Annotated in this window: 16 protein-coding genes; 11 read left to right on the top strand and 5 right to left on the bottom strand. The window is 42.1% G+C overall.

Annotation, left to right across the window (positions count from 1 at the left end; genetic code table 11):
* Window positions 1–5 precede the first annotated feature (5 nt).
* The 7 genes from DXX92_RS04440 (at window position 6) to DXX92_RS04415 (ending at window position 6,480) form a co-directional block, all read left to right on the top strand.
* Complete coding sequence (locus tag DXX92_RS04440) at window positions 6–497, top strand: Rab family GTPase (RefSeq protein ID WP_115999342.1); 492 nt, start codon at window positions 6–8, stop codon at window positions 495–497.
* Between the two features lie 5 nt (window positions 498–502).
* Entirely contained in the window at window positions 503–2,638 is a 2,136-nt protein-coding gene (locus tag DXX92_RS04435; protein ID WP_115999341.1) for a sensor domain-containing protein, read from the top strand.
* 183 nt (window positions 2,639–2,821) lie between these two features.
* Entirely contained in the window at window positions 2,822–3,082 is a 261-nt protein-coding gene (locus DXX92_RS04430; protein WP_115999340.1) for a hypothetical protein, read from the top strand.
* 478 nt (window positions 3,083–3,560) lie between these two features.
* Window positions 3,561–4,433 carry a LysR family transcriptional regulator gene (locus DXX92_RS04425; protein ID WP_116002293.1) on the top strand — a complete coding sequence of 291 codons (873 nt, stop codon included), beginning with the start codon at window positions 3,561–3,563 and terminating at the stop codon, window positions 4,431–4,433.
* A gap of 291 nt (window positions 4,434–4,724) precedes the next feature.
* Window positions 4,725–5,315, top strand: a complete 591-nt coding sequence (locus DXX92_RS04420; RefSeq protein ID WP_115999339.1) for a hypothetical protein — start codon at window positions 4,725–4,727, stop codon at window positions 5,313–5,315.
* 75 nt (window positions 5,316–5,390) lie between these two features.
* Window positions 5,391–5,516: a hypothetical protein gene (locus DXX92_RS19305; protein ID WP_281269067.1), complete on the top strand. Its 126-nt coding sequence runs from the start codon at window positions 5,391–5,393 to the stop codon at window positions 5,514–5,516.
* A gap of 238 nt (window positions 5,517–5,754) precedes the next feature.
* Window positions 5,755–6,480 carry a YebC/PmpR family DNA-binding transcriptional regulator gene (locus DXX92_RS04415; RefSeq protein WP_115999338.1) on the top strand — a complete coding sequence of 242 codons (726 nt, stop codon included), beginning with the start codon at window positions 5,755–5,757 and terminating at the stop codon, window positions 6,478–6,480.
* Between the two features lie 129 nt (window positions 6,481–6,609).
* On the opposite strand, the gene DXX92_RS04410 is transcribed toward DXX92_RS04415, so the two are convergent.
* The 4 genes from DXX92_RS04410 to DXX92_RS04395 all read right to left on the bottom strand — a co-directional run bounded on the left by DXX92_RS04410 (window position 6,610) and on the right by DXX92_RS04395 (window position 9,406).
* Window positions 6,610–6,849 carry a hypothetical protein gene (locus tag DXX92_RS04410; RefSeq protein ID WP_115999337.1) on the bottom strand — a complete coding sequence of 80 codons (240 nt, stop codon included), beginning with the start codon at window positions 6,847–6,849 and terminating at the stop codon, window positions 6,610–6,612.
* A 111-nt stretch (window positions 6,850–6,960) separates the two neighbouring features.
* Entirely contained in the window at window positions 6,961–7,200 is a 240-nt protein-coding gene (locus DXX92_RS19090) for a hypothetical protein (RefSeq protein WP_115999336.1), read from the bottom strand.
* Window positions 7,201–7,408: 208 nt separating this feature from the next.
* Entirely contained in the window at window positions 7,409–8,023 is a 615-nt protein-coding gene (locus DXX92_RS04400) for a nuclear transport factor 2 family protein (protein ID WP_220347623.1), read from the bottom strand.
* A gap of 399 nt (window positions 8,024–8,422) precedes the next feature.
* On the bottom strand, window positions 8,423–9,406 hold the full coding sequence (locus tag DXX92_RS04395; protein WP_115999335.1) for an alpha/beta hydrolase: 984 nt from the start codon (window positions 9,404–9,406) through the stop codon (window positions 8,423–8,425).
* A gap of 233 nt (window positions 9,407–9,639) precedes the next feature.
* Here DXX92_RS04395 and DXX92_RS04390 point away from each other — a divergent pair, with 233 nt between their 5' ends.
* Window positions 9,640–10,539, top strand: coding sequence for a helix-turn-helix transcriptional regulator (locus tag DXX92_RS04390; protein ID WP_115999334.1), 900 nt, complete (start codon window positions 9,640–9,642; stop codon window positions 10,537–10,539).
* Window positions 10,540–10,602: 63 nt separating this feature from the next.
* Here DXX92_RS04390 and DXX92_RS04385 read toward each other — a convergent pair whose 3' ends face one another.
* Window positions 10,603–13,179, bottom strand: a complete 2,577-nt coding sequence (locus DXX92_RS04385; RefSeq protein WP_181901688.1) for an EAL domain-containing protein — start codon at window positions 13,177–13,179, stop codon at window positions 10,603–10,605.
* 539 nt (window positions 13,180–13,718) lie between these two features.
* Here DXX92_RS04385 and DXX92_RS04380 point away from each other — a divergent pair.
* From DXX92_RS04380 to DXX92_RS04370, 3 genes are all read left to right on the top strand, one after another.
* Window positions 13,719–14,741 carry a LacI family DNA-binding transcriptional regulator gene (locus DXX92_RS04380; RefSeq protein ID WP_115999332.1) on the top strand — a complete coding sequence of 341 codons (1,023 nt, stop codon included), beginning with the start codon at window positions 13,719–13,721 and terminating at the stop codon, window positions 14,739–14,741.
* A gap of 307 nt (window positions 14,742–15,048) precedes the next feature.
* Window positions 15,049–17,388 (top strand): TonB-dependent receptor domain-containing protein, encoded by a 2,340-nt coding sequence (locus DXX92_RS04375; RefSeq protein WP_115999331.1) that lies wholly within the window; start codon window positions 15,049–15,051, stop codon window positions 17,386–17,388.
* A gap of 210 nt (window positions 17,389–17,598) precedes the next feature.
* Window positions 17,599–18,735, top strand: a complete 1,137-nt coding sequence (locus tag DXX92_RS04370) for an alkaline phosphatase D family protein (protein ID WP_245961395.1) — start codon at window positions 17,599–17,601, stop codon at window positions 18,733–18,735.
* The last annotated feature ends 47 nt before the right edge of the window (window positions 18,736–18,782 follow it).

Genomic DNA, 18,782 nt, shown 5'->3' with positions numbered 1-18,782 from the left:
TATTCATGTATTGTCAAAAAGTCTGTTTAATTGGCGCCTCTGCAGTCGGAAAAACCAGTTTAGTTCGGCACTTTGTTGATGGCATTTTTGCCGATAAATACCTAACGACCATTGGTGTAAAAATTGACAAACATCAAGTGGTGACCAAGCAAGGTGAAGTGCAGTTACTGATTTGGGATATTGAAGGCACTGACAGGTTCTGTGGTTTTAATACCCGCTATTTAAATGGGGCAAACGCTTATATTGTGGTGCTCGATAAAAGCAGGCCTAAGTCGGCAGTTGATGCCCTTACCTTGTTATCAATGGCGAAAGACTACTCTGATGCACCTGCTTATCTCGCCATCAATAAATCCGATTTAAACGGCCAACTATCACAAGATTTACACGCACAACTACAAAGCGCAGGCTTTGCTCAAGTCATCAACACGAGTGCCAAAACGGGTGAAAATGTAGAACAACTGTTTCGCTCAATTGCCGAACAAGAAGTAGTAAGGTAAAGCCGATGGAGCATGACTTAAAACAAGCCCTGACAGCCCTCAATTGCGCTGTTTTTAAATATTTGGGTAGTGGACAGTTTGCAAAAGTATTCAACGATCTGCCTTGGATTGCCGCGCTACTACCGAATTTGCCAGCAAGTTCAACGTCACTGCATATGCTTGGCAACTCGCTTTTTCTTGACGATTTTATTCGCGACGCTAAATCCTTTTGGCACCAACAACAGGAAGCTCAATTAAATTCCGGCATATGGACTGAGCCTCAAGCCGATGGCCAAGCCAAGCACTACGAAGCCCAAGCAATCAACTGTGATGCTGGCCAATACTTAATCATTAAGAACCTTGCATCAGAATTTGATGAAAAACAGAAAACCCTGCAACTAGCGCGTGAACTTGTGCTTGCCAACGAGAATATTGTTGCTAACCACCAATACGCTCAAGAGCGGCTAGCTGCGCTAGTGGCAGCGCCTGAAAGTGCCCCGCAACTCATTCAATCTGTGTCTAAAGTCGTGCAAATGATCAATACCGCGATTCTTATTTGTGACAGCGATATGAAGTGCCTAATGGACAACCCGGCAACAAGACAGTTATTTAAGCCTGATAGCTTAACGCAGGGTGAAACGGCGATAAGCACCTTGCTCACACTCATTGAAAAGCAATACCCTGAGTTCCAATTTAGTCAGCTAAAACAGCAAGCTTGGCAAGGCGAACTGTGCTGGATGAGACCCCCATTTACCATGAAATGGCTAATGGTATCGGCGATTCCTGCCAGTGATGGCAACTCATCCGCGTGCCAATGGATATTTATTATCAGTGACATTAGCCAACTTAAACACCTGCAAGAGCAAAACGAGAAGCTTACGCTAATTGACCATCTGACCGAGCTACCTAACCGCCAATTTTTCTGGAACGCCTTAGATACAGCGATTGCTCGCAACTATTCATGTTATGTGCTGTTTATTGATATTGAACACTTTCGAGTCGTTAACGATGAGTTAGGGCATCGTATTGGTGATGAAGTGCTGTTGTTTATTGCAGAGCAATTACGCTCATCAATTAAAAATAGTGATATCGTTGCCCGTATTGGCGGCGATGAATTTGGCATTCTACTTTATGGTATTGAGAGTGATGATGATTGCGAGCAAATATTATCTCGCTTAATTCGCTCAACCCTACATTTACCCAGTCATATTCACGAAAAAATTAACCAAGTCAGCTTAACCTTAAAAATTGGCGCGGCCGCATACCCACGTGATGGTCAATCGGTTGAACGGCTGATCAAATGCGCCAATATCGCAACGAACCACACCAAGCAGACCAAAGGGTTAGCCTATAGCTTTTACAATGCTGAAATGGAGCTTGATATGCAGCGCATGTTAACGCTCAAAAAGGAAATTGATTTAGCGTTAGAGCACAACCAATTTGAGCTGTACTTTCAGCCAATTTATGCCATGCCGGCGAAAACCATCACTAAGGCAGAAGTACTGATTCGCTGGCATCATCCTGAATTAGGTTTGGTAAGCCCTGCCAGCTTTATTCCGCTAGCAGAAGAAAGTGGCTTAATAATTCATTTAGGCAAGTGGATTTTCGAGCAGTCATGCCAAGCACTTAGTGAATTGCACCATCAAGGTCATCAAATGACGCTAGCTGTTAATTTATCGCCACGCCAGTTTAGTGACCGTAACTTAGCCACCTTTATTGAAGAAACTATTGTCGCATTTAACATTGCGCCTGAAAACATAGAGCTTGAAGTAACAGAAGGCCTGTTAATTTATAATTTCGACAGTGTGTTAGCGCAATTAACGCAACTGAGAAAAATCGGCGTAAAACTCTCGGTCGACGATTTCGGTACGGGTTACAGCTCTCTTAGCTACCTTAAACGTTTGCCGATCAATACCCTAAAAGTTGATCGCTCTTTTGTTATCGATTTAGCGACAGATCAAAGTGATAAAGCAATTGTGTCTGCGGTTATTTCAATGGCACATGAGCTCAACCTAGCCGTGGTAGCAGAAGGCGTAGAGCAAGAAAGTCAGTTACAGTTTTTGCTTGCTCACCATTGCGACTTTATTCAAGGCTTTTTATTTTGCCAACCTCTTCCTTTTGACAAACTTTGTCAGCAGCTAGCTAGGCCTTTAGCCACTTGATATTAAAATGGTTGAAAATTAAGAATTAACTGCTGTATCGAAGCACCCTATGGTTTGATGTATTGAGCCCTTTCAGAACGCCTCTAACTAATCCGAACTCATTTACGACTTTTTAGACGACTATCGACCTCAAACTGGTTAAATACTATACTAAAAGGATTAAATTCATTAAGAGGTGGCCGAATGGAATCTAGGTCAAAAAAGTTGAGCACTGAAGAGCGCAGACATAGCCGAGCAACTGAAGGTGAGTTGCTGAGTAATATGACCATGTCGCAAAAGTTTTCAGTGAATAGCTTAATTCAATATGGTTATCACTTCGCCTTTACCCGAGGCTCAGAGCATGGCACCTTAGCGGTATTACTCTGCGGTAATAGTGTTGCAACGGTAGACGAGCAAGGCGAAATTAATACCTCTCCAGGGCTATCATTGCGACCTTATAACTAAGTCGACAAAAAGGTTTTAAACGGGTTAGCAGCGCTGAATTGGCGAATAGATAGCAAATAATTACTAAATAACTAGCAAGTAAATGTGTTGCTTAACAATCAGTTGCAATTCAAACATTCAAGATATTTATTTTTAAAAGTTATAAGTGAAATAATTTAACCCGTCGAGTGATTTCTTCTCAATTGTCATCCTGCTTTAGTGCATTTATTCTAACAGCGTTTTCGAAATCTCCCCCGATTTCTAAACCATTAGACACTTACTTTATTTGTCAGGGCACTTTTTTAGTGCCCTTTTTTTTGCCCAATTCGCACCAATTTGGTTCGCCTGCATCGCTATAGCGCAGCAAGACTCGCCAAAAAATAGCACACCTACTACAATCGTCTGTTTTTAATAAGAAAAACCTCATGGTCTAGGTATTGCTTAGCTAAAGATGATTTTCTAGCAAGGACTCTATGTAGCTTTATTTTTCATCATGAGCATTCAAACTCCAATTCGAGGTCTCAGATCTTTCTGTATCGCCGCCAAATGTTTAAGCTTTAAGCATGCAGCATCTCAGCTTTTTCTAACCCCTTCTGCGGTTAGTCACCAAATTAAGCAACTTGAAGATCAACTCGGTACTCAACTATTTAAGCGCCAAACGCGCTCAATCGAACTGACCAGTGCAGGTAAGCAATTTTATAACTCAGTTTATCCAATAATCACCAATTTAGAGCAAACCATTGCTGATTTTACTAATAGCCAACAAAACAAGACGATAACGATCAGCCTGCCAGAATTTTTCGCTAGCGAGCTATTTGTCCCAAAGTTAAGTGAGTGGGCGGAGCTTAATCCAGACATTAATTTACAGTTGGAGACAGTGAAGTCTGCAAGCCAAACTCCTGCGACAGCGGATTTGTCGATTGTATTAGCCAACGGCAAACCTAATGGCAGTGTGGTACACGAATTGTTTCCTATCCGATATGTGCCAGCTTGTAACAAAAAGCTATACCGAAAATGGGCGGCACATGGCGAAGACGCGTTAAGCTCAGTTCCTTTAATTTTGCACCAAGCGCGCCCGTGGTCATGGCACCAATGGGCAGACAAAAACGATGTTCCCAACTTTGACCCGAAACAAATTATTCAATTTGATAGCATGTTCGGCGTTGCTCGTGCAGCCCAACAAGGCATGGGAATAGCGCTAGTGCCAATGCCGATCAGTAAAGCATGGTTTAGTGAACAGTTGTTAGTAAAACTATTTGATCGTGAATTAGTCACCAACGATAAGTATTTTCTTATCCAGCATGAACATATCGAAAGTGCCGATGAGCTAACAACTTTTGCCAACTGGGTAAAAGACAACTTTGCTGACTAGCTGTAGGCGGGCCATCGATTGTAAACATGGTTTTAGTCAGATGGCATATGATCTTTAATGCTCAAGCGTTAATTCTAACGTTTCCCATATACTCGATATAACTGAGCACACATCGTATTTAGCCGTTCCAAAAAAGGTATTTGATGTATAACATCGACAGGCGAAATTAATTCACTTAACAGGTGCGTTTTTATCGTTTGTCAGACTACCGCTCTACTTTCTAAAGTTAGAACGTCACCGCGTGGTGATGAATTTACAACACTAAACCAAACTTTAGATAAGGAGAGCACCATGAAATCACGCATGGGTAAAATGTCGATGTTTGCTTTACTGCTTGGCACAACTGCCAGCGCGGTCGCGGTAGCAGCGAAAAGTGTCGCAACAGAAGCCAAACTCAACGGACTCAAACTGGCAGTCGTCAAGAATGCTATTGGCTCTGACGAGATTGTCGAAGGTAAGTATCAACTAGGGTTATCTAAGCTGAACTCAGCGCCCAAAGACCTTGCCTCTAGCTACAATCAAGAAATGGGCATGTGCGTTGCGAACATTAAGCTTAACAAGTTATCACTAGCTGATAGCGCTTGTAGCAATGCCATTAGGCAAATTGACAAAGTTAACGGGCCTACTCACCAAAAGCAGTATTTAAAGTCTTTAGCCTACAGCAATCGCGGTATTGTTCGCTATTTAGCTGACGACAGCTTAGGCGCTTATGAAGATTTTACGAGTGCCATGCTGGTTGATAATAACACCATAGTTAAAGGTAATTTATTAACCTTTAAACAAATGAGTTTCACCACTAATCACCAAAGTACGGCGAGCAATAATGCCATCTATCAAGTGAAGCACTACAAAACTCAAACAACAGCGAGCCTGAGCGAGTGATAACGGCACTTGTTAAGCCATTAAAAATGATGATAACAAACCGCAGTAACAAATAAGAAGTAATGGAGATTCATAATGAATAAATTACTGGTGGGTAAAACAACCGCCCCTGAAATTCCGCTAATCAATGTATGTAGTGGTTTAACTATTAGCACTACTCAAATGGATCATCACCGACAGCGACAGCTAGTTTTACAATAACGCCAACACTAAGGTAAGCCTATGCAGTTTATCCAATAACCCGTGGTTACTAGAATTTGGTAGCCACTTAATTTCTTCCCGTTTTACATTATCGCTGGCCAAATTTCACTATATGGCTTGCTGAAGCATTCCCGTTAACTTAAATCATAGATAGATTGCCATCTGCCCCTAGCAAAAACCCTGCACTCGCTGTTAAAATCTAGCCATTGGATCATTGTAAATAAGAAGCAAACATAAGATGGGTAGAGCGTTTCAAAACCGAAAAGAGTCTATGGCGAAAACCGCCGGTCAAAAAACTAAAGTTTATTCAAAATATGGTAAAGCAATTTACGCTGTTGCCAAAAGTGGTGGTGTTGACCCTGACGGCAACTTAGCACTGCGAAGCTTAATTGATAAAGCAAAGAAAGATCAGGTACCAACGCACGTTATCGACAAAGCAATTGATAAAGCAAAAGGTACTGGCGGTGAAGACTATTCAGAAGCCCGTTATGAAGGCTTTGGTCCTGGCAACTGCATGGTTATTATCGATTGTTTAACTGACAACGGTAACCGCACCATCAAAGACGTTCGTCAATGCTTTACTAAAACCAATTCAAAAATTGGCTCAACTGGTACCGTGTCTCATATGTTTGATCACCAAGCAGTATTTGCCTTTAAAGGTGAAGACGACGAAACTGTACTAGAAAACCTTATGATGGCTGATATTGACGTTACTGACGTTGAGCTAGAAGACGGCATTATCACCGTTTATGCGCCACACACTGAATTCTTCAAAATCAAAACGGAGTTTGCCAACAGCATGCCGGAATTTGATTTAGAAGTTGAAGAAATCACTTGGGTTCCGCAAACATACACCGACGTTACTAGCGAAGAAGATATCGCTAACTTCGACAAATTTATTGCGATGCTAGAAGATTGTGAAGATGTACAACACGTCTACCACAATGCTGATGTTAAAAGATAGTTCGCACTTAGTTGTCATAATAAAACTGAGATAAAAAATGCCAGCTTCTATAAAAAGAAGCTGGCATTTTATTTACTTAATTCGCGATAAATGACAACCAGTTAGCCGATTAGCTAATTGGGTAGTTCATTAATCATTTCGCACATCTTCAAATAAACGATATCGAATATCAGATAAATAACCTAACGCATAAAGTAAGAGAGCGAAGTTAAGATCACCATTCATTAATGTCTGCGAGATACCAACTTCACTCACACTCAATACAACTATTGTCATAATAGTCGCTAGTGACCAAGATAGTTTTAACCCCCATGAGTAGTCACCCAAAAGCCACTGCTTTATGGTACGTTTTTCGCGCGTAGTCTCCAAAAATAACCTCCTATTAATTCCTGGTAACGTACAAACTTTCATCATATATTCAAATACTTGGCTACTCAAGCCAACAGAAAATAGTAATGTAATTTATGGTATTTGGTTGGATTAGTTTGATTGAGCCTGAGCTAGGCGCTCTTCTAAAAGCTCTAAGCGGCGGTTACACATTGCCAAGCGTCTGTGTAAAAAATTGAACGCAACAAGTAATAATACAAAAGTAAAAGTGAGCTCTTCTCTGATTAAGCATGCAACCAAAACAATCACCAAAAAGATACTTTCAGCACTCCAAAGGTACTTACTCTCTTTTTCGATTTGATTATCTAAATATTCATTACTGTATAGGCTCATAGCATCGTCCTTGCGTATGTTATATCACTCATTTTAATCTGTATCATAACAAAGCTAGCACCTTAATAAAAAAGCAATTATTAAAAAAAACAATTAGCTAGCAAGCTTTACCAGATGATGAGCCACTAGACATCAATGACTAGTGGCAATAGGAATTTAAAACTGATGCGGTCTTTGGGTTAGTTCATTTATAGGCTCAGTGGTTAATTTATTGAATAGTTATCAATCGCTGACGCTTAGCTGCAAGTTTCCCTGCTGCAAGTGGTGCCACCTTTTCCAACACTTCCCTGCTACCTGATTCACTTTTCGCAAAAAGCTTTACCGACTGAATAACCCAATGGCCCTTATAGTTAGCCACTGTGAACTGATACTCACCGGATATTGACCAGTAGTATGACTTCCCCAGCCAATGGCTGGCGGTAAAATCGACATTCACCTGTGCATTCTTTTGATGCTCACTATTTTGCTGTGCACTTTTTTGATGAGCAGCGATTTCAAGCTGCGAAACACGCATATTGCTTAGCTCATGAAAAGTGGTGTCGAAGCCAGGCAAAAAGCCCGCCCACTGCTGCATTAATGCCTGATTAGTCACAATTTGCACTTCGCCGCCAAAAAGCTCGGTGTAATCCAAAGTCACTTTTGGAGCGAATAGTGCGCCTAAATACTCAAAAGCACTTTGATCAGCCAGTGCCGAAAAGCTGTAAATAGTGCTTCTAATTTTTGCCTCATCTTGGGTTAGCTGTTGCGTTCTATTTTGGCTAATATTTGCCGAGCCTTTACGCTCAGGGCTTTGTGTTGCTTGGTTTGAATGAGCTGTCATCATTACGCTCCATAGTATTAGAATTGCCAATAACTTATTCATCGCAGATTTCTTTCATGAGTTAGGTTTTGCTTGGCCTATGCTTCGTTTAAGGAAATACCAATTGAATTAATTAATTGTTCAATTCAGAGCGCTGTCAGCGGTGGGAGTACAAACCAAATTTTTGTTGATATAGTTATTCTAAATCTCATCAATTTGGCGCAGTTATCGCGACGCTGACACGCTCCCAAAGGGCGAGTTTAAAAGGTTCATATGCTGCGTTATTGATTTTGACAAGGGAACCACCATTCTCTGCAATCAATGCCTTGCCTCTGAACCTTTTAATTCTCGCTGAATGATTAAGTATTTATTTCAATTGGTATAGCACCTACACAGGCCAGTATTTTTTTAATCAGTTCAAAATTACAAATACTTACTAAAGTGCTTATCAATTGCACCAACAGCTTTGTCAACAGCATCCGCTTGGTCATAAAAGTCAAATTGGCTAATGCCGTCAAACCATACCGCTTGCACATTATCGCCAGCGTTTTCTAAATACTGCTTAGCACCTGCAGGTAAAGCCATCGCCTCTGACGCAACCATTAATACAGGTTTGTTTTGGGCACTTGCTGTGGCAAGTGCATCATAATTAAGCCACCCTTGCCATGAAGCAACATTAAATAAATTGTCATAAGCGGGAATCAAGCCGCGGTGAGTTTCGGTGTAATATGGCGCTTGATACATCAAAGCACTTTGATTGGTTAAACTAGCCGCCTCAATGGTAACTGGCTGCTCTTTTTGAGCAGACTGCTCTGCCAAAGTCAACAAGCTAGCAACATTTTCCTCACCTCCATAAATTGCTGTTGCTAGTGCTTTGTCATGCAACCAAGGCGCTACAACGGCAACGGTTTTAACATTCGAATTTGCTAGTGCGGCATCGAGCATATAACCAGACGAAGCACAAATACCTACCCCTGCGATTCGCTCAACATCCAGTTGTGTCAGCTCGCTCTGTTTGCTTGCAAGCGCACTAATAACGGCCTGAATATCTTCAATTTTACGCTGTGGATCTTCAAGGTACTTAACCTTGTCGCTTGACTGACCCCAACCACGAAAATCAAAGGTTAATGCCGCATACCCTTGTTCTGCCAAAGCTTTGGCATACACAGCTGGCATTTGTTCTTTGACCGTAGTCCAAGCGCCAGTAACCAATACCACTGGTAACTTTTCAGTGCTTTCTTGATGACCACTTGGCAAGTATAGATTTGCAGCAAGTTTGCCAACACTTGTCTCTAATTGAATTTGTTGCATAATATTTTCCTCACTGATAGATGATGACTTAATTGCCGCAGCACTCGCATGTATTGATAACGCTGCTGTCAGACCAAGTAGTATTTGCTTGAACATAACCTTCTCTTGCTCCTTTGGGCTCCTTTAATTAGGAATTGAGCACTAGTGTATAAACGAGTGTGTAAGGGATATTGAATATTCGTGCTTAGGGTTTTGTAATTTATTGCAACTCGATTAATTGCAAATTACTTCTAATAAGCGTGAAACAACAAACAAGTGATAAATGCGCTAGAAAGATCAATATTAAGAGGCGCTCTGACTCACAAGAGCAATGATTGAGTAAAACAAAGATGAAATCCAAGCTAGCGTTTTTTCAAGCGACTAATGAGCAGCTGTCTGATTGTGGGCAGGTGCTAGATATCGAGCTTTCCAGTGAGGCACTTGGCTGGCAAGGCGTTATTCTTGAAAAAGGCAGCTCTCCACATTTTTATCCGCAAAATGTGTACACACCTTACTTCTACTTTGCCCTGGCACTGGAAGAAGAGTTGCATTGGCAAGCCGGCGACCAGCACAATGAGATCACGCTTAAAACAACGCCCGGCAATATCTGGATAAACCCACCAAAAACGCCTTTTACTCACGATATATCAGAGCCTTGTTATTTTGTTATTCTGGCGGTTGAAGCATCCACTTTTCTCAATAGTTGCCCGCTTAATATTGACTCAAAAAAGCTTAGCTTTCTGAATAATTACAATGTTATCGACGAAACCATCAAAGGTATTATTGAACTGTTTTTGTTGGAGGTTACTGCTCAAGGGCGCAACGGTAAGGTTTATCTCAACCAATTGATAGCCCTACTGAGCACACACTATATTCAGCACTACTCTAACTATTTTGATTTACAGAATAGCCAGCAGCGTATTTCGAAGTTTGAGCAACGACAAGTAGACAAAGTCACCAGTTATATTCAAACACATATTGGGGAAGCCGTTACCGTGGGCGATCTAGCGGAGCTACTTAATTGCAGTAAATTCTATTTTCTTCGGGAATTTAAGAAGTTTACGGGATTAACTCCCTATCAATACTTAATGAACGAAAGGTTAAGTAAGGCCAAAGCTATGCTCACTCAACCTAATGCCCGCATCGCGGAAATAGCCAGCGCTTTGGGGTTTAATGATCAAGCGCATTTCACCCGCACGTTTAAAAGCCATTTTGGGGTGCCCCCTGGGCAGTTTAATAAAAGCGACTAGTGCTTGATCAACCTTGACCAACCAAGGGTTAACCTTAACTAGCCTATGTTAAGATAGTTAAGGTTAAGATAGTGAATGCTTAGAGATAAACTCGCCTTCAAGCGGCTCAGGGGAGCGCCCATTCACTTCGTCGGTTAACCACTCTAGGTAATCATCAAAAGCCATAGGTTTCGCATAAAAGTACCCTTGACCGATATCGCAACCAAATTGCCTCAATAGGTTTTCATCTTTTTGGCTATTAATCCCTTCAGCAACCACTTCAAGCCCTAAGCCTTTAGCCATTCGAACCGTCGTTTCCGCAATGGTTCTACGCTTCTTATCATCGCCAACGTCCTGAACAAATTGGCGATCAACTTTTAGCTCTTTAAATGGCAATTCACTAACGTAGGCCATCGACGCATAGCCAGTACCAAAGTCATCAATACTAATGGTAACACCAAGCTCGGTTAGTAATTCAATGGCCTCTAGCGCTTGGGCATTATTGGTGATCGTGGCCGATTCTGTTAGTTCAAACACTATCTTGTTGGCGGCAATTTCAGCTGCTTCGATTTCAGCGGCAACATATTCGTAAAAACCTTCTGCACAAATATCTTTGCCACTAATATTGATTGATACCATGTGATGCTTGTAACCCTGTGCCAACAATACACTGTGCTGAGCAATGGCCTGCTTAATGACCCAACGGGTTAGTTTGTTAATTAAGCCCATATCTTCGGCAACGGGAATGAACGCTGTTGGTGGAATAAAGCCGTGTTCGCTTAGGTTCTCGCCATCGTAATGCCAACGAATTAAACACTCACTACCGCAAACACGCATGGTTTTTAAATCCACTTGCGGCTGATGATAGAGCTCAAAGCTCCCCTGCTCGATTGCAGCATTAATTTCAGCAGCAAGCTTCAACCGATAGCCACTGTTATCTGACTGAAACTCTTCATATATTGCCCACTTGCCGGTGCAATTTTCTGCGTCGGGTAATGCCATTTGAGCTTTGTTCAATAAGATGAATGGCAAGTTACCGTGTTCTGGGTAGCTGGCCACACCGATATTCGCTTGCAGCGGTATTTGCAGCGCTTCAATACGGTAAGCTTCTTCAACCAAAGTATTGATAGAAGAGACAATGGTGTCTAACGCTTGCTGGTTTTTCTGTTCGTTAACAACAATTGCCAACATATTGCCTGCGACCAAGGCAATCTTCTCACCTTTCATGCCTATTGGCTCAATTGCATCATTATAAGCAAAAAGTGGCGTGAGCTTTTCGTAAATTCGCTTAAATAAAGCGGTATTCATCGCATCATTAACATAAAGAGCAACACGCTCAATATGCTCAGGTTTAATCACCAATACATGCAAATGCGCATCAGGTGCTTGCATTAACTTATACAAGGAGCGCTCAAAAACATTTTTACGCGGTATTCCAGAGCCTGAGTGGTAGCTCATTTCGGCAATGCGTTCAGCTTCATGACGGCGCATACGCTCGGCGAGCGCAAACGACATCAGGGTGATTTCACACAGCACAGCAAGTAAAAAGGCGTTAACTAGTGTGAATGAATAGTCAATATAGCCAAATAAAGTTAGTTGTTGAGCTCCTGCTCCTACTAAAAGTGGAATCCATGAAACAACATAATATCGAGCCCATGAAAACTCACTCTTTAGTTTGAGTATGACAAGACAAATTGAATACGCATAATATATAGGTACTAAGCTAAAAAAAATAATAGCTCTCTCTGTATGCGGTATAAACAAGCCAATAACACTGAGACCAATAAGCAAGTAGACACTCACTTGGCCAATTTTAAAAAGCTTGCCCTTGTCTTCATTGAACTTTAAAAAGTACAAGGTAAACAGCACCAAAAAGCTCAGTAAGTAATAATGGAAGAACAGCGAATGTGTATTGAGCAGCGCTTGGGTCTCGGGGCTAAACAGTATGTAGCCGTATCCATTTACCGTGGCTAAGACTAAAAACGCAGCGAGCAAGTAACCGATATAAATTAAATACACCTTGTCTCGAATGGCGTTAAAAATCACTAAGTTATAAAGGGCAATCACAGCAAGCACACCGATAACGACACCAAACAGCACCCTAGTTAGTGCTTGTTTAGTCTTAAACTGTTCAGCTTGATGCCAAACTAGCGGAATATTCGGTGGGCCACCTGCTTTTAACTTAAGTAGTAACTCAATGTTTTGCTTGGCACTAAGGTTAATATTCAAATGTGGGAAGGCTGTGGCGCTTAACGTTCCTTGATTTAACGCTGCTAAGGGCGAATTTACTGCGCTTGAATATTGATATGCCGCCAGCTCTGTCAACATAGAATTGTCGATATGCAACACCAAGGCAGCACCATCTAATGTCTGGTTAGCTAGTGAAAACCTAACCCAATAGGCGCTATCGCCCAGTTCAAAAGGGATATCATTAGGCTCTGATGAAACAAAATCTGCTTGGCGTTCGCGCACTTGGTTAGCTGATAATTGATTGCTGTCGTCAACATAGTAACTCGTTGCCACTTCAATATTGGCTTGTGTTCGCACTAACTCTCTCGTATCCAAATTACTTAAATGCTGCGTGGCAGCGAAACCAATCGCAGCAATAACTAAGGTGAGGAGACAAACAAATGAGTAACGTAACCAAATAGATTTAGACAACTTACCGCCAACCATTATTAATTAAACTTTCAGGCATGAACCTAAGATTATAACGATTTACAGCAAAAATTGCTGGCTAGAAACACGATTAGGGACTCAAGGTATAAATTTTGTGATGAATTGCAATAACTTAAGCGCTTCTATAAAAACTTGCTCAACAGTTAAGTTCACAAAAACACAAACTAGCTAAAACATAAAATCTATACTTATACCAAATTGAATAATTATTTGATCACTCAGCGAGAGTTTAAAGGCTCATAGACAAGGCTTGGCGTGTAGAGAATGGTTATTCCCCTTTTTTTGAAGGAAAAGCAAACGCCATAACGCAGTATATGAGCCTTTAAAACTCGCCCTTGGGAATGCATAAGCAGCATGATAACTGCACAAAATTCACTTGATGTAGAACAACTATATCGTCATAAATTTCGTTTGTTCTAATACTGCTTATGCCATTCTGAGAGACTAAATAATTAATCAAATTGGTATTAAGTAGCAGTAAACGTTAATATTTTACAATTGATTGTCATTGGGTCCTTAGTTTGAAATCAAAACCTACTTCTTTTGACATAGCTTTTCGTGCAGGTGTCTCGCAGTCAACCGTCTCGCGAGCATTAAGAAATAGTCCACTGGTTAACGAAGAAACGCGCCTTAAAGTGCAGGCGATCGCTCGTGAGCTCAATTACAAAGTGGATAAAAACGCCAGTAACCTGCGTTCACAGCAAAGTAGCACATTAGCGCTATTGCTTTTTGAAGATCCGACTAATGATGATTCTTTAATAAACCCATTTTTCTTGTCAATGTTGGGTAGCATTACCAAAGCTTGCTCAGACAAGGGCTACGACCTGCTCGTCTCTTTTCAGCAAATGAATGATGACTGGCACGCCGAGTTTGAAGACTCAAACAAAGCCGACGGCATAATTCTGCTAGGCTATGGCGACTTTGTTGATTACGAAGAAAAGCTGATCCAGCTCATTGAGCAAGATACCCGCTTTGTTCGCTGGGGTGCAGAAGTAGAGTCACTACCCATTGTCTCGATTGGTTGCGATAACTTTCACGGAGGCTATCAGCTAACCGAACATGTGATCATGAATGGCCGCAAACACTTTGCCTTTTTGGGCGAAGCATCTAGCCATGCGCCAGAGTTTTTTGATCGCTACAAAGGTCATTGCAAAGCACTTACCGACAACCAGCTTAGTGTCAATCAAGCCTGTCAAATTGACGCGATATCTACCGAAGATTCAGGTTACAAAGCAGCACTAGCACTTATCGAAAGTGGTGAACCATTTGATGCCATATTTGGGGCGAGTGACTTAATTGCCATTGGTGCAATGCGAGCCTTGCAAGATAATGGCTACCAAATTCCTGAGCAGGTTGCTGTGATTGGTTTTGATGATATCCCAATGGCAAGCTTTACCTTCCCATCACTGACAACAGCCAAGCAAAACACTAAGCTTGCTGGTGAGCTATTGGTTGATAGCCTGATTAAGTTAATTCACGGCGAACCGGTAAAAACCACCTTAATGCCAACAAACTTAATCGTTAGAAAGTCCTGTGGCAGCTAGCTAAAAAAGCTAATAGAAAAAGTTAGTAGCAAATACTAGCTGCAAAAATTCATCAACACTCCCCGTTTAACGTTCGTTAAGGAATTCCCGCACGCGTGCTCACTACTGTTGAGTTATTTCAGCTTATGTCATTGAAAGTTAACCGTTTGTTAATTGAACGTTCAATAAAGCTCAACAGATTTGTCATAAACCACTCGTAGACTGCTGCCTCGTTCATTAAGACCAACGCGTGCAACACATAGCAGCTGGTGCTTTCCAGCTTTTATGTTGGTCACGCCCAATAAATAAAATACTAACGAGGACTCTCATGTCTACGCGCACAAATAATAAGTCATTACTTGCTTCAGCAATTGCTATGGCACTAGCCTCACCGTTCGTTATGGCTACTGACACAGACGAAGAACAAATGATTGAAGAAATCACTGTGGTTGGTAAAAGCGTTTCTTATGCAAACAACGAAACGCCAGAAGAAATGTTCAAACAGCAGTCGGCAATGACCAGCGCTTTAGCGGTAATTGATAATTTACCAGGCGTATTAATCAACGAGGGCGACACTTTTGGTTCTGACGACTGGTCAACAACTGTTTCCATTCGTGGTTTCCAGTTAAGCCTAGACGAGCAACAAATCGGTATTACCATTGATGGTATCGCAAACGGCAACTCAAACTACGGTGGTGGTGCGAAAGCCAATCGCTACATTGACACTGAAAACCTGGGTGTGGTGCAAGTTTCTCAAGGTACTGCGGACATTGCCTCTCGCTCTCATGAAGCACTAGGTGGTTCATTAAACTTCACGACCTCAGATCCTGAGCAAGAAGAAAAAGCGACGGTCAGTTTAACGCTGGCAGATTTTGACGGTCAAAAGTACTTCGCTCGCTATGATACTGGCGAAATATTCAAAGACACTTTCGCTTGGTTTAGCTTATCTAGCACAGAAAGTAGCGACTGGATCCAACAAGCGGCTGAGAACGAGCGCGATCATTACGCTGCGAAAATCATCAGCGCCGTTAACGGTATTGATTTAACCGCTTACGTTTCTTATGACGATACACATGAAGACAATTACCAACGAGTGAGCCTTGCCGGTTTTGAACAAAATCCAGAGTGGGATGGCTTAACAGAAGACTGGACAGGCATTCCTTACGTTGACCAAACGTACCGCCGTGGCTGGTCAACACTGCGCGAGAACATTTTCGGGTATTTAAAAGCCGCTTACGTAACCGATAGTTTTGAAGTGTCGGGCAACGTTTACTTTCACGACAATTCAGGCCGTGGTGATTGGGTGCCACCTTACCTAGTCGATGTAAAAAATGATGGCGATGCTGGCCATTCAGAGCTTGTTTCAGGCAATACGGTATTGGGCGGAGCGCCACTTGGTCGTATCTATTTTGTTGATGCCAACGGTAATAGCTTAGCACCGGCAGCAGGCTGTGTGAGTTCAATTCTTGCACCTTACGGTGGCTCAGGTCCTGAAGCAGATCCTGCCTGTTATGAGCGAAGTGCAATTCCTGTCGGCTCATACCGACATACTCATTACAACAAAGAGCGTTTTGGCTTTAATGGTGATTTTGCCCTTTACAGCACCTTTGACAATATCAACAACACCTTACGTGGTGGTCTTTGGTATGAAGACTATGAGCGTGACGAGTCTCGTGATTGGCACAAAATTATCGACTCTCGAACCAGCTTCCAGTTTGACCATACCCCTTACTGGGTGCAATACGACCGAAGCTTCACGGTTGATACCATGATGTTCTACCTGGAAGATGAACTTGATATGGGCTGGGGTAAGGTGCGCGTTGGCGCGAAAAAATTCCTCGTTGAATTAGAGGCTGACGATAACTTCAACCGCGGCGCGGCAAAGGTAAAAGTAGACTCAGATTCCGACACCCTACTTTCAGCAGGTGTTGTATTAAATACAGGGGTTGATGGTTTGGAAGTCTTTGCGGGTTACGCTGAGAACTTTGCCGCCATTAAAGATTCTGTGCTTGAGCGTGATGCTTCACAACTCGACAACATTGAGCCAGAAACGGCTGACAACATCGACTTAGGTATTCGCTACAGCTCAGATGCTATTGAAGCGAGCTTAACCTACTACGACATCAGCTTTGATAACCGCTTGGTATTCATTGCACCTGATTCGCCAGACGGCATTGACTTCTTGATTGGCAACAACGGTTCATATGTTAACGTGGGTGGTATTGACTCGACTGGCTTTGAAGCGTCTTTGACTTGGTACATTTCAAACGAATGGACAGCGTATACTTCATATACTTCTAACGATTCAGAATACGTTGAAGGTACCTCGGCTTTCCCAACGGGTAATACCGTATTCGGCTCAGCTGAAGACTTAGCGGTTGTTTCATTTGACTGGTTACGCGACGAGAAATTTGCTGGTGTTTCAACTAAGTGGGTTGGTAAGCGTTGGCTAGATGCTGCTAACACACAGCGTATTGACGACTACATAGTGTCTGACGTTTACGCAGGTGTCACCGTTGACCGTCCAGTTGAGGGGATTCAATCACTGGAAGTTCGTTTAACCATTAACAACATTACCGATGAAAGCTACTTAGGTGGTGTTGCTGGCCAAGCTGCTTGGATTGGTGCACCACGCACAGCGGCATTAAACATCAAAGCAGCATTCTAGTTACCAATAGAGTTTCACAAGAGATAAATCCGGTACTAGCTAAACGTGCCGGATTTTTGTTTTTGTTTTGGGCTTGGTTTGAGTTTGGTTTATACAAACGAACAAGAAATTTAGCTAATGATTTGCCGCCCCCATTAACTTCATGATAATTATCATGGAGTTAATGAAAAATCAGGCACACAAATTACCGACGTATCTTGAGCAAATAAGATGAAAAATATCAGCCAACTGATGACTAAAAATTTAACCACAGCGCTACTAGCTGCCTCTCTATCAGTAAGCTCAAACGCAATTGCATTTGCTGATAGTGTTGATAAAGAGACAGCAGAAATCGACAATAAAACACGAGCTGCCAAGCCCCTGTCTAAAATTTATTTCGGCTCTTGTGGCAAGCAATACAAACCCATGACTATACTCGATGCCATTGTTGCCGATCAACCTGAGCTTTTTGTTTTTCTTGGTGACAATATTTATGGCGATACCGAAGATATGAGTGAGCTTCAGCAAAAATATAACACCTTAGGTGAACACCCAGGATTTAAAAAGCTGAAGGCTACTACCCCATTAATCGCCATTTGGGATGATCATGACTATGGCGAAAATGATGCAGGCAAAGAGTACCCACAAAAAGAAGCGTCTCGAAAAATTATGTTGGACTTTTGGCAAGAGCCAAAGAACTCACCACGCTATCACCGCGATGGCATTTATACCTCCTATATTTATGGCGAAGATGGCAAAACCGTTCATATTATTTTGCCAGATTTACGCTGGAACCGAGATGAACTGCACCAAGTAGGCAAGTTTAGCTATGCAACAAAGCGCATGCCGAAAAATATGGGGCCATACGAGGTTAGCCCAGTTAAGGGAGCCTCCATGCTAGGTGAGCGTCAATGGCAGTGGCTAGAATCTGAATTAAAGAAACCTGCTACCGTTAAGATTATTGCTTCCAGTCTTCAACTTTTACCCGAGTTTACGGGTTGGGAGTCATGGGCAAACTTCCCAAGCGACCGCGATAGGCTACTCAACTTCATTAAACAGGAAAAAATTTCAGGTGTTATCATGGTCAGTGGTGATACGCACTGGGGCGAAATATCAAAAGTCACCGAACATGGCATGTACCCGCTTTGGGAAGTAACTAGCTCAGGGCTAAGTGAGAAATGGAAAGATGTAAGCCCGAACAAACATCGCCAAGGGCAATACACCCACGATGTCAACTACGGCTTTATCGAAATAGATTGGAATAAAACAGATCCTGAGATAACGTTTGGCCTTAAACAAGTCGACGGCCAAGTGTTTAGCCAGCACCAAGTAAAGTTATCTAAGCTATCATTTACCGAATCGCGTTAACCTTTTATAGCAGAAAGCATCTTCTAGCAAAAAGCACTGCATAAAAA

It is taken from the genome of Thalassotalea euphylliae (genome assembly GCF_003390395.1).
Taxonomy (GTDB): Bacteria; Pseudomonadota; Gammaproteobacteria; order Enterobacterales; family Alteromonadaceae; genus Thalassotalea_F; species Thalassotalea_F euphylliae_C.
Note: the sequence above shows the minus strand (reverse complement) of the source record. Positions and strands in the feature narration are given on the sequence as shown.

Coding starts and splice junctions, on each gene's coding strand:
- DXX92_RS04415 (WP_115999338.1), top strand. CDS start 5,755: ATGGGTAGAGCGTTTCAAAACCGAAAAGAGTCTATGGCGAAAACCGCC.
- DXX92_RS04375 (WP_115999331.1), top strand. CDS start 15,049: ATGTCTACGCGCACAAATAATAAGTCATTACTTGCTTCAGCAATTGCT.
- DXX92_RS04390 (WP_115999334.1), top strand. CDS start 9,640: ATGAAATCCAAGCTAGCGTTTTTTCAAGCGACTAATGAGCAGCTGTCT.
- DXX92_RS04420 (WP_115999339.1), top strand. CDS start 4,725: ATGAAATCACGCATGGGTAAAATGTCGATGTTTGCTTTACTGCTTGGC.
- DXX92_RS19305 (WP_281269067.1), top strand. CDS start 5,391: ATGAATAAATTACTGGTGGGTAAAACAACCGCCCCTGAAATTCCGCTA.
- DXX92_RS04370 (WP_245961395.1), top strand. CDS start 17,599: ATGAAAAATATCAGCCAACTGATGACTAAAAATTTAACCACAGCGCTA.
- DXX92_RS04430 (WP_115999340.1), top strand. CDS start 2,822: ATGGAATCTAGGTCAAAAAAGTTGAGCACTGAAGAGCGCAGACATAGC.
- DXX92_RS04395 (WP_115999335.1), bottom strand. CDS start 9,406: ATGTTCAAGCAAATACTACTTGGTCTGACAGCAGCGTTATCAATACAT.
- DXX92_RS04435 (WP_115999341.1), top strand. CDS start 503: ATGGAGCATGACTTAAAACAAGCCCTGACAGCCCTCAATTGCGCTGTT.
- DXX92_RS04400 (WP_220347623.1), bottom strand. CDS start 8,023: ATGATGACAGCTCATTCAAACCAAGCAACACAAAGCCCTGAGCGTAAA.
- DXX92_RS19090 (WP_115999336.1), bottom strand. CDS start 7,200: ATGAGCCTATACAGTAATGAATATTTAGATAATCAAATCGAAAAAGAG.
- DXX92_RS04440 (WP_115999342.1), top strand. CDS start 6: ATGTATTGTCAAAAAGTCTGTTTAATTGGCGCCTCTGCAGTCGGAAAA.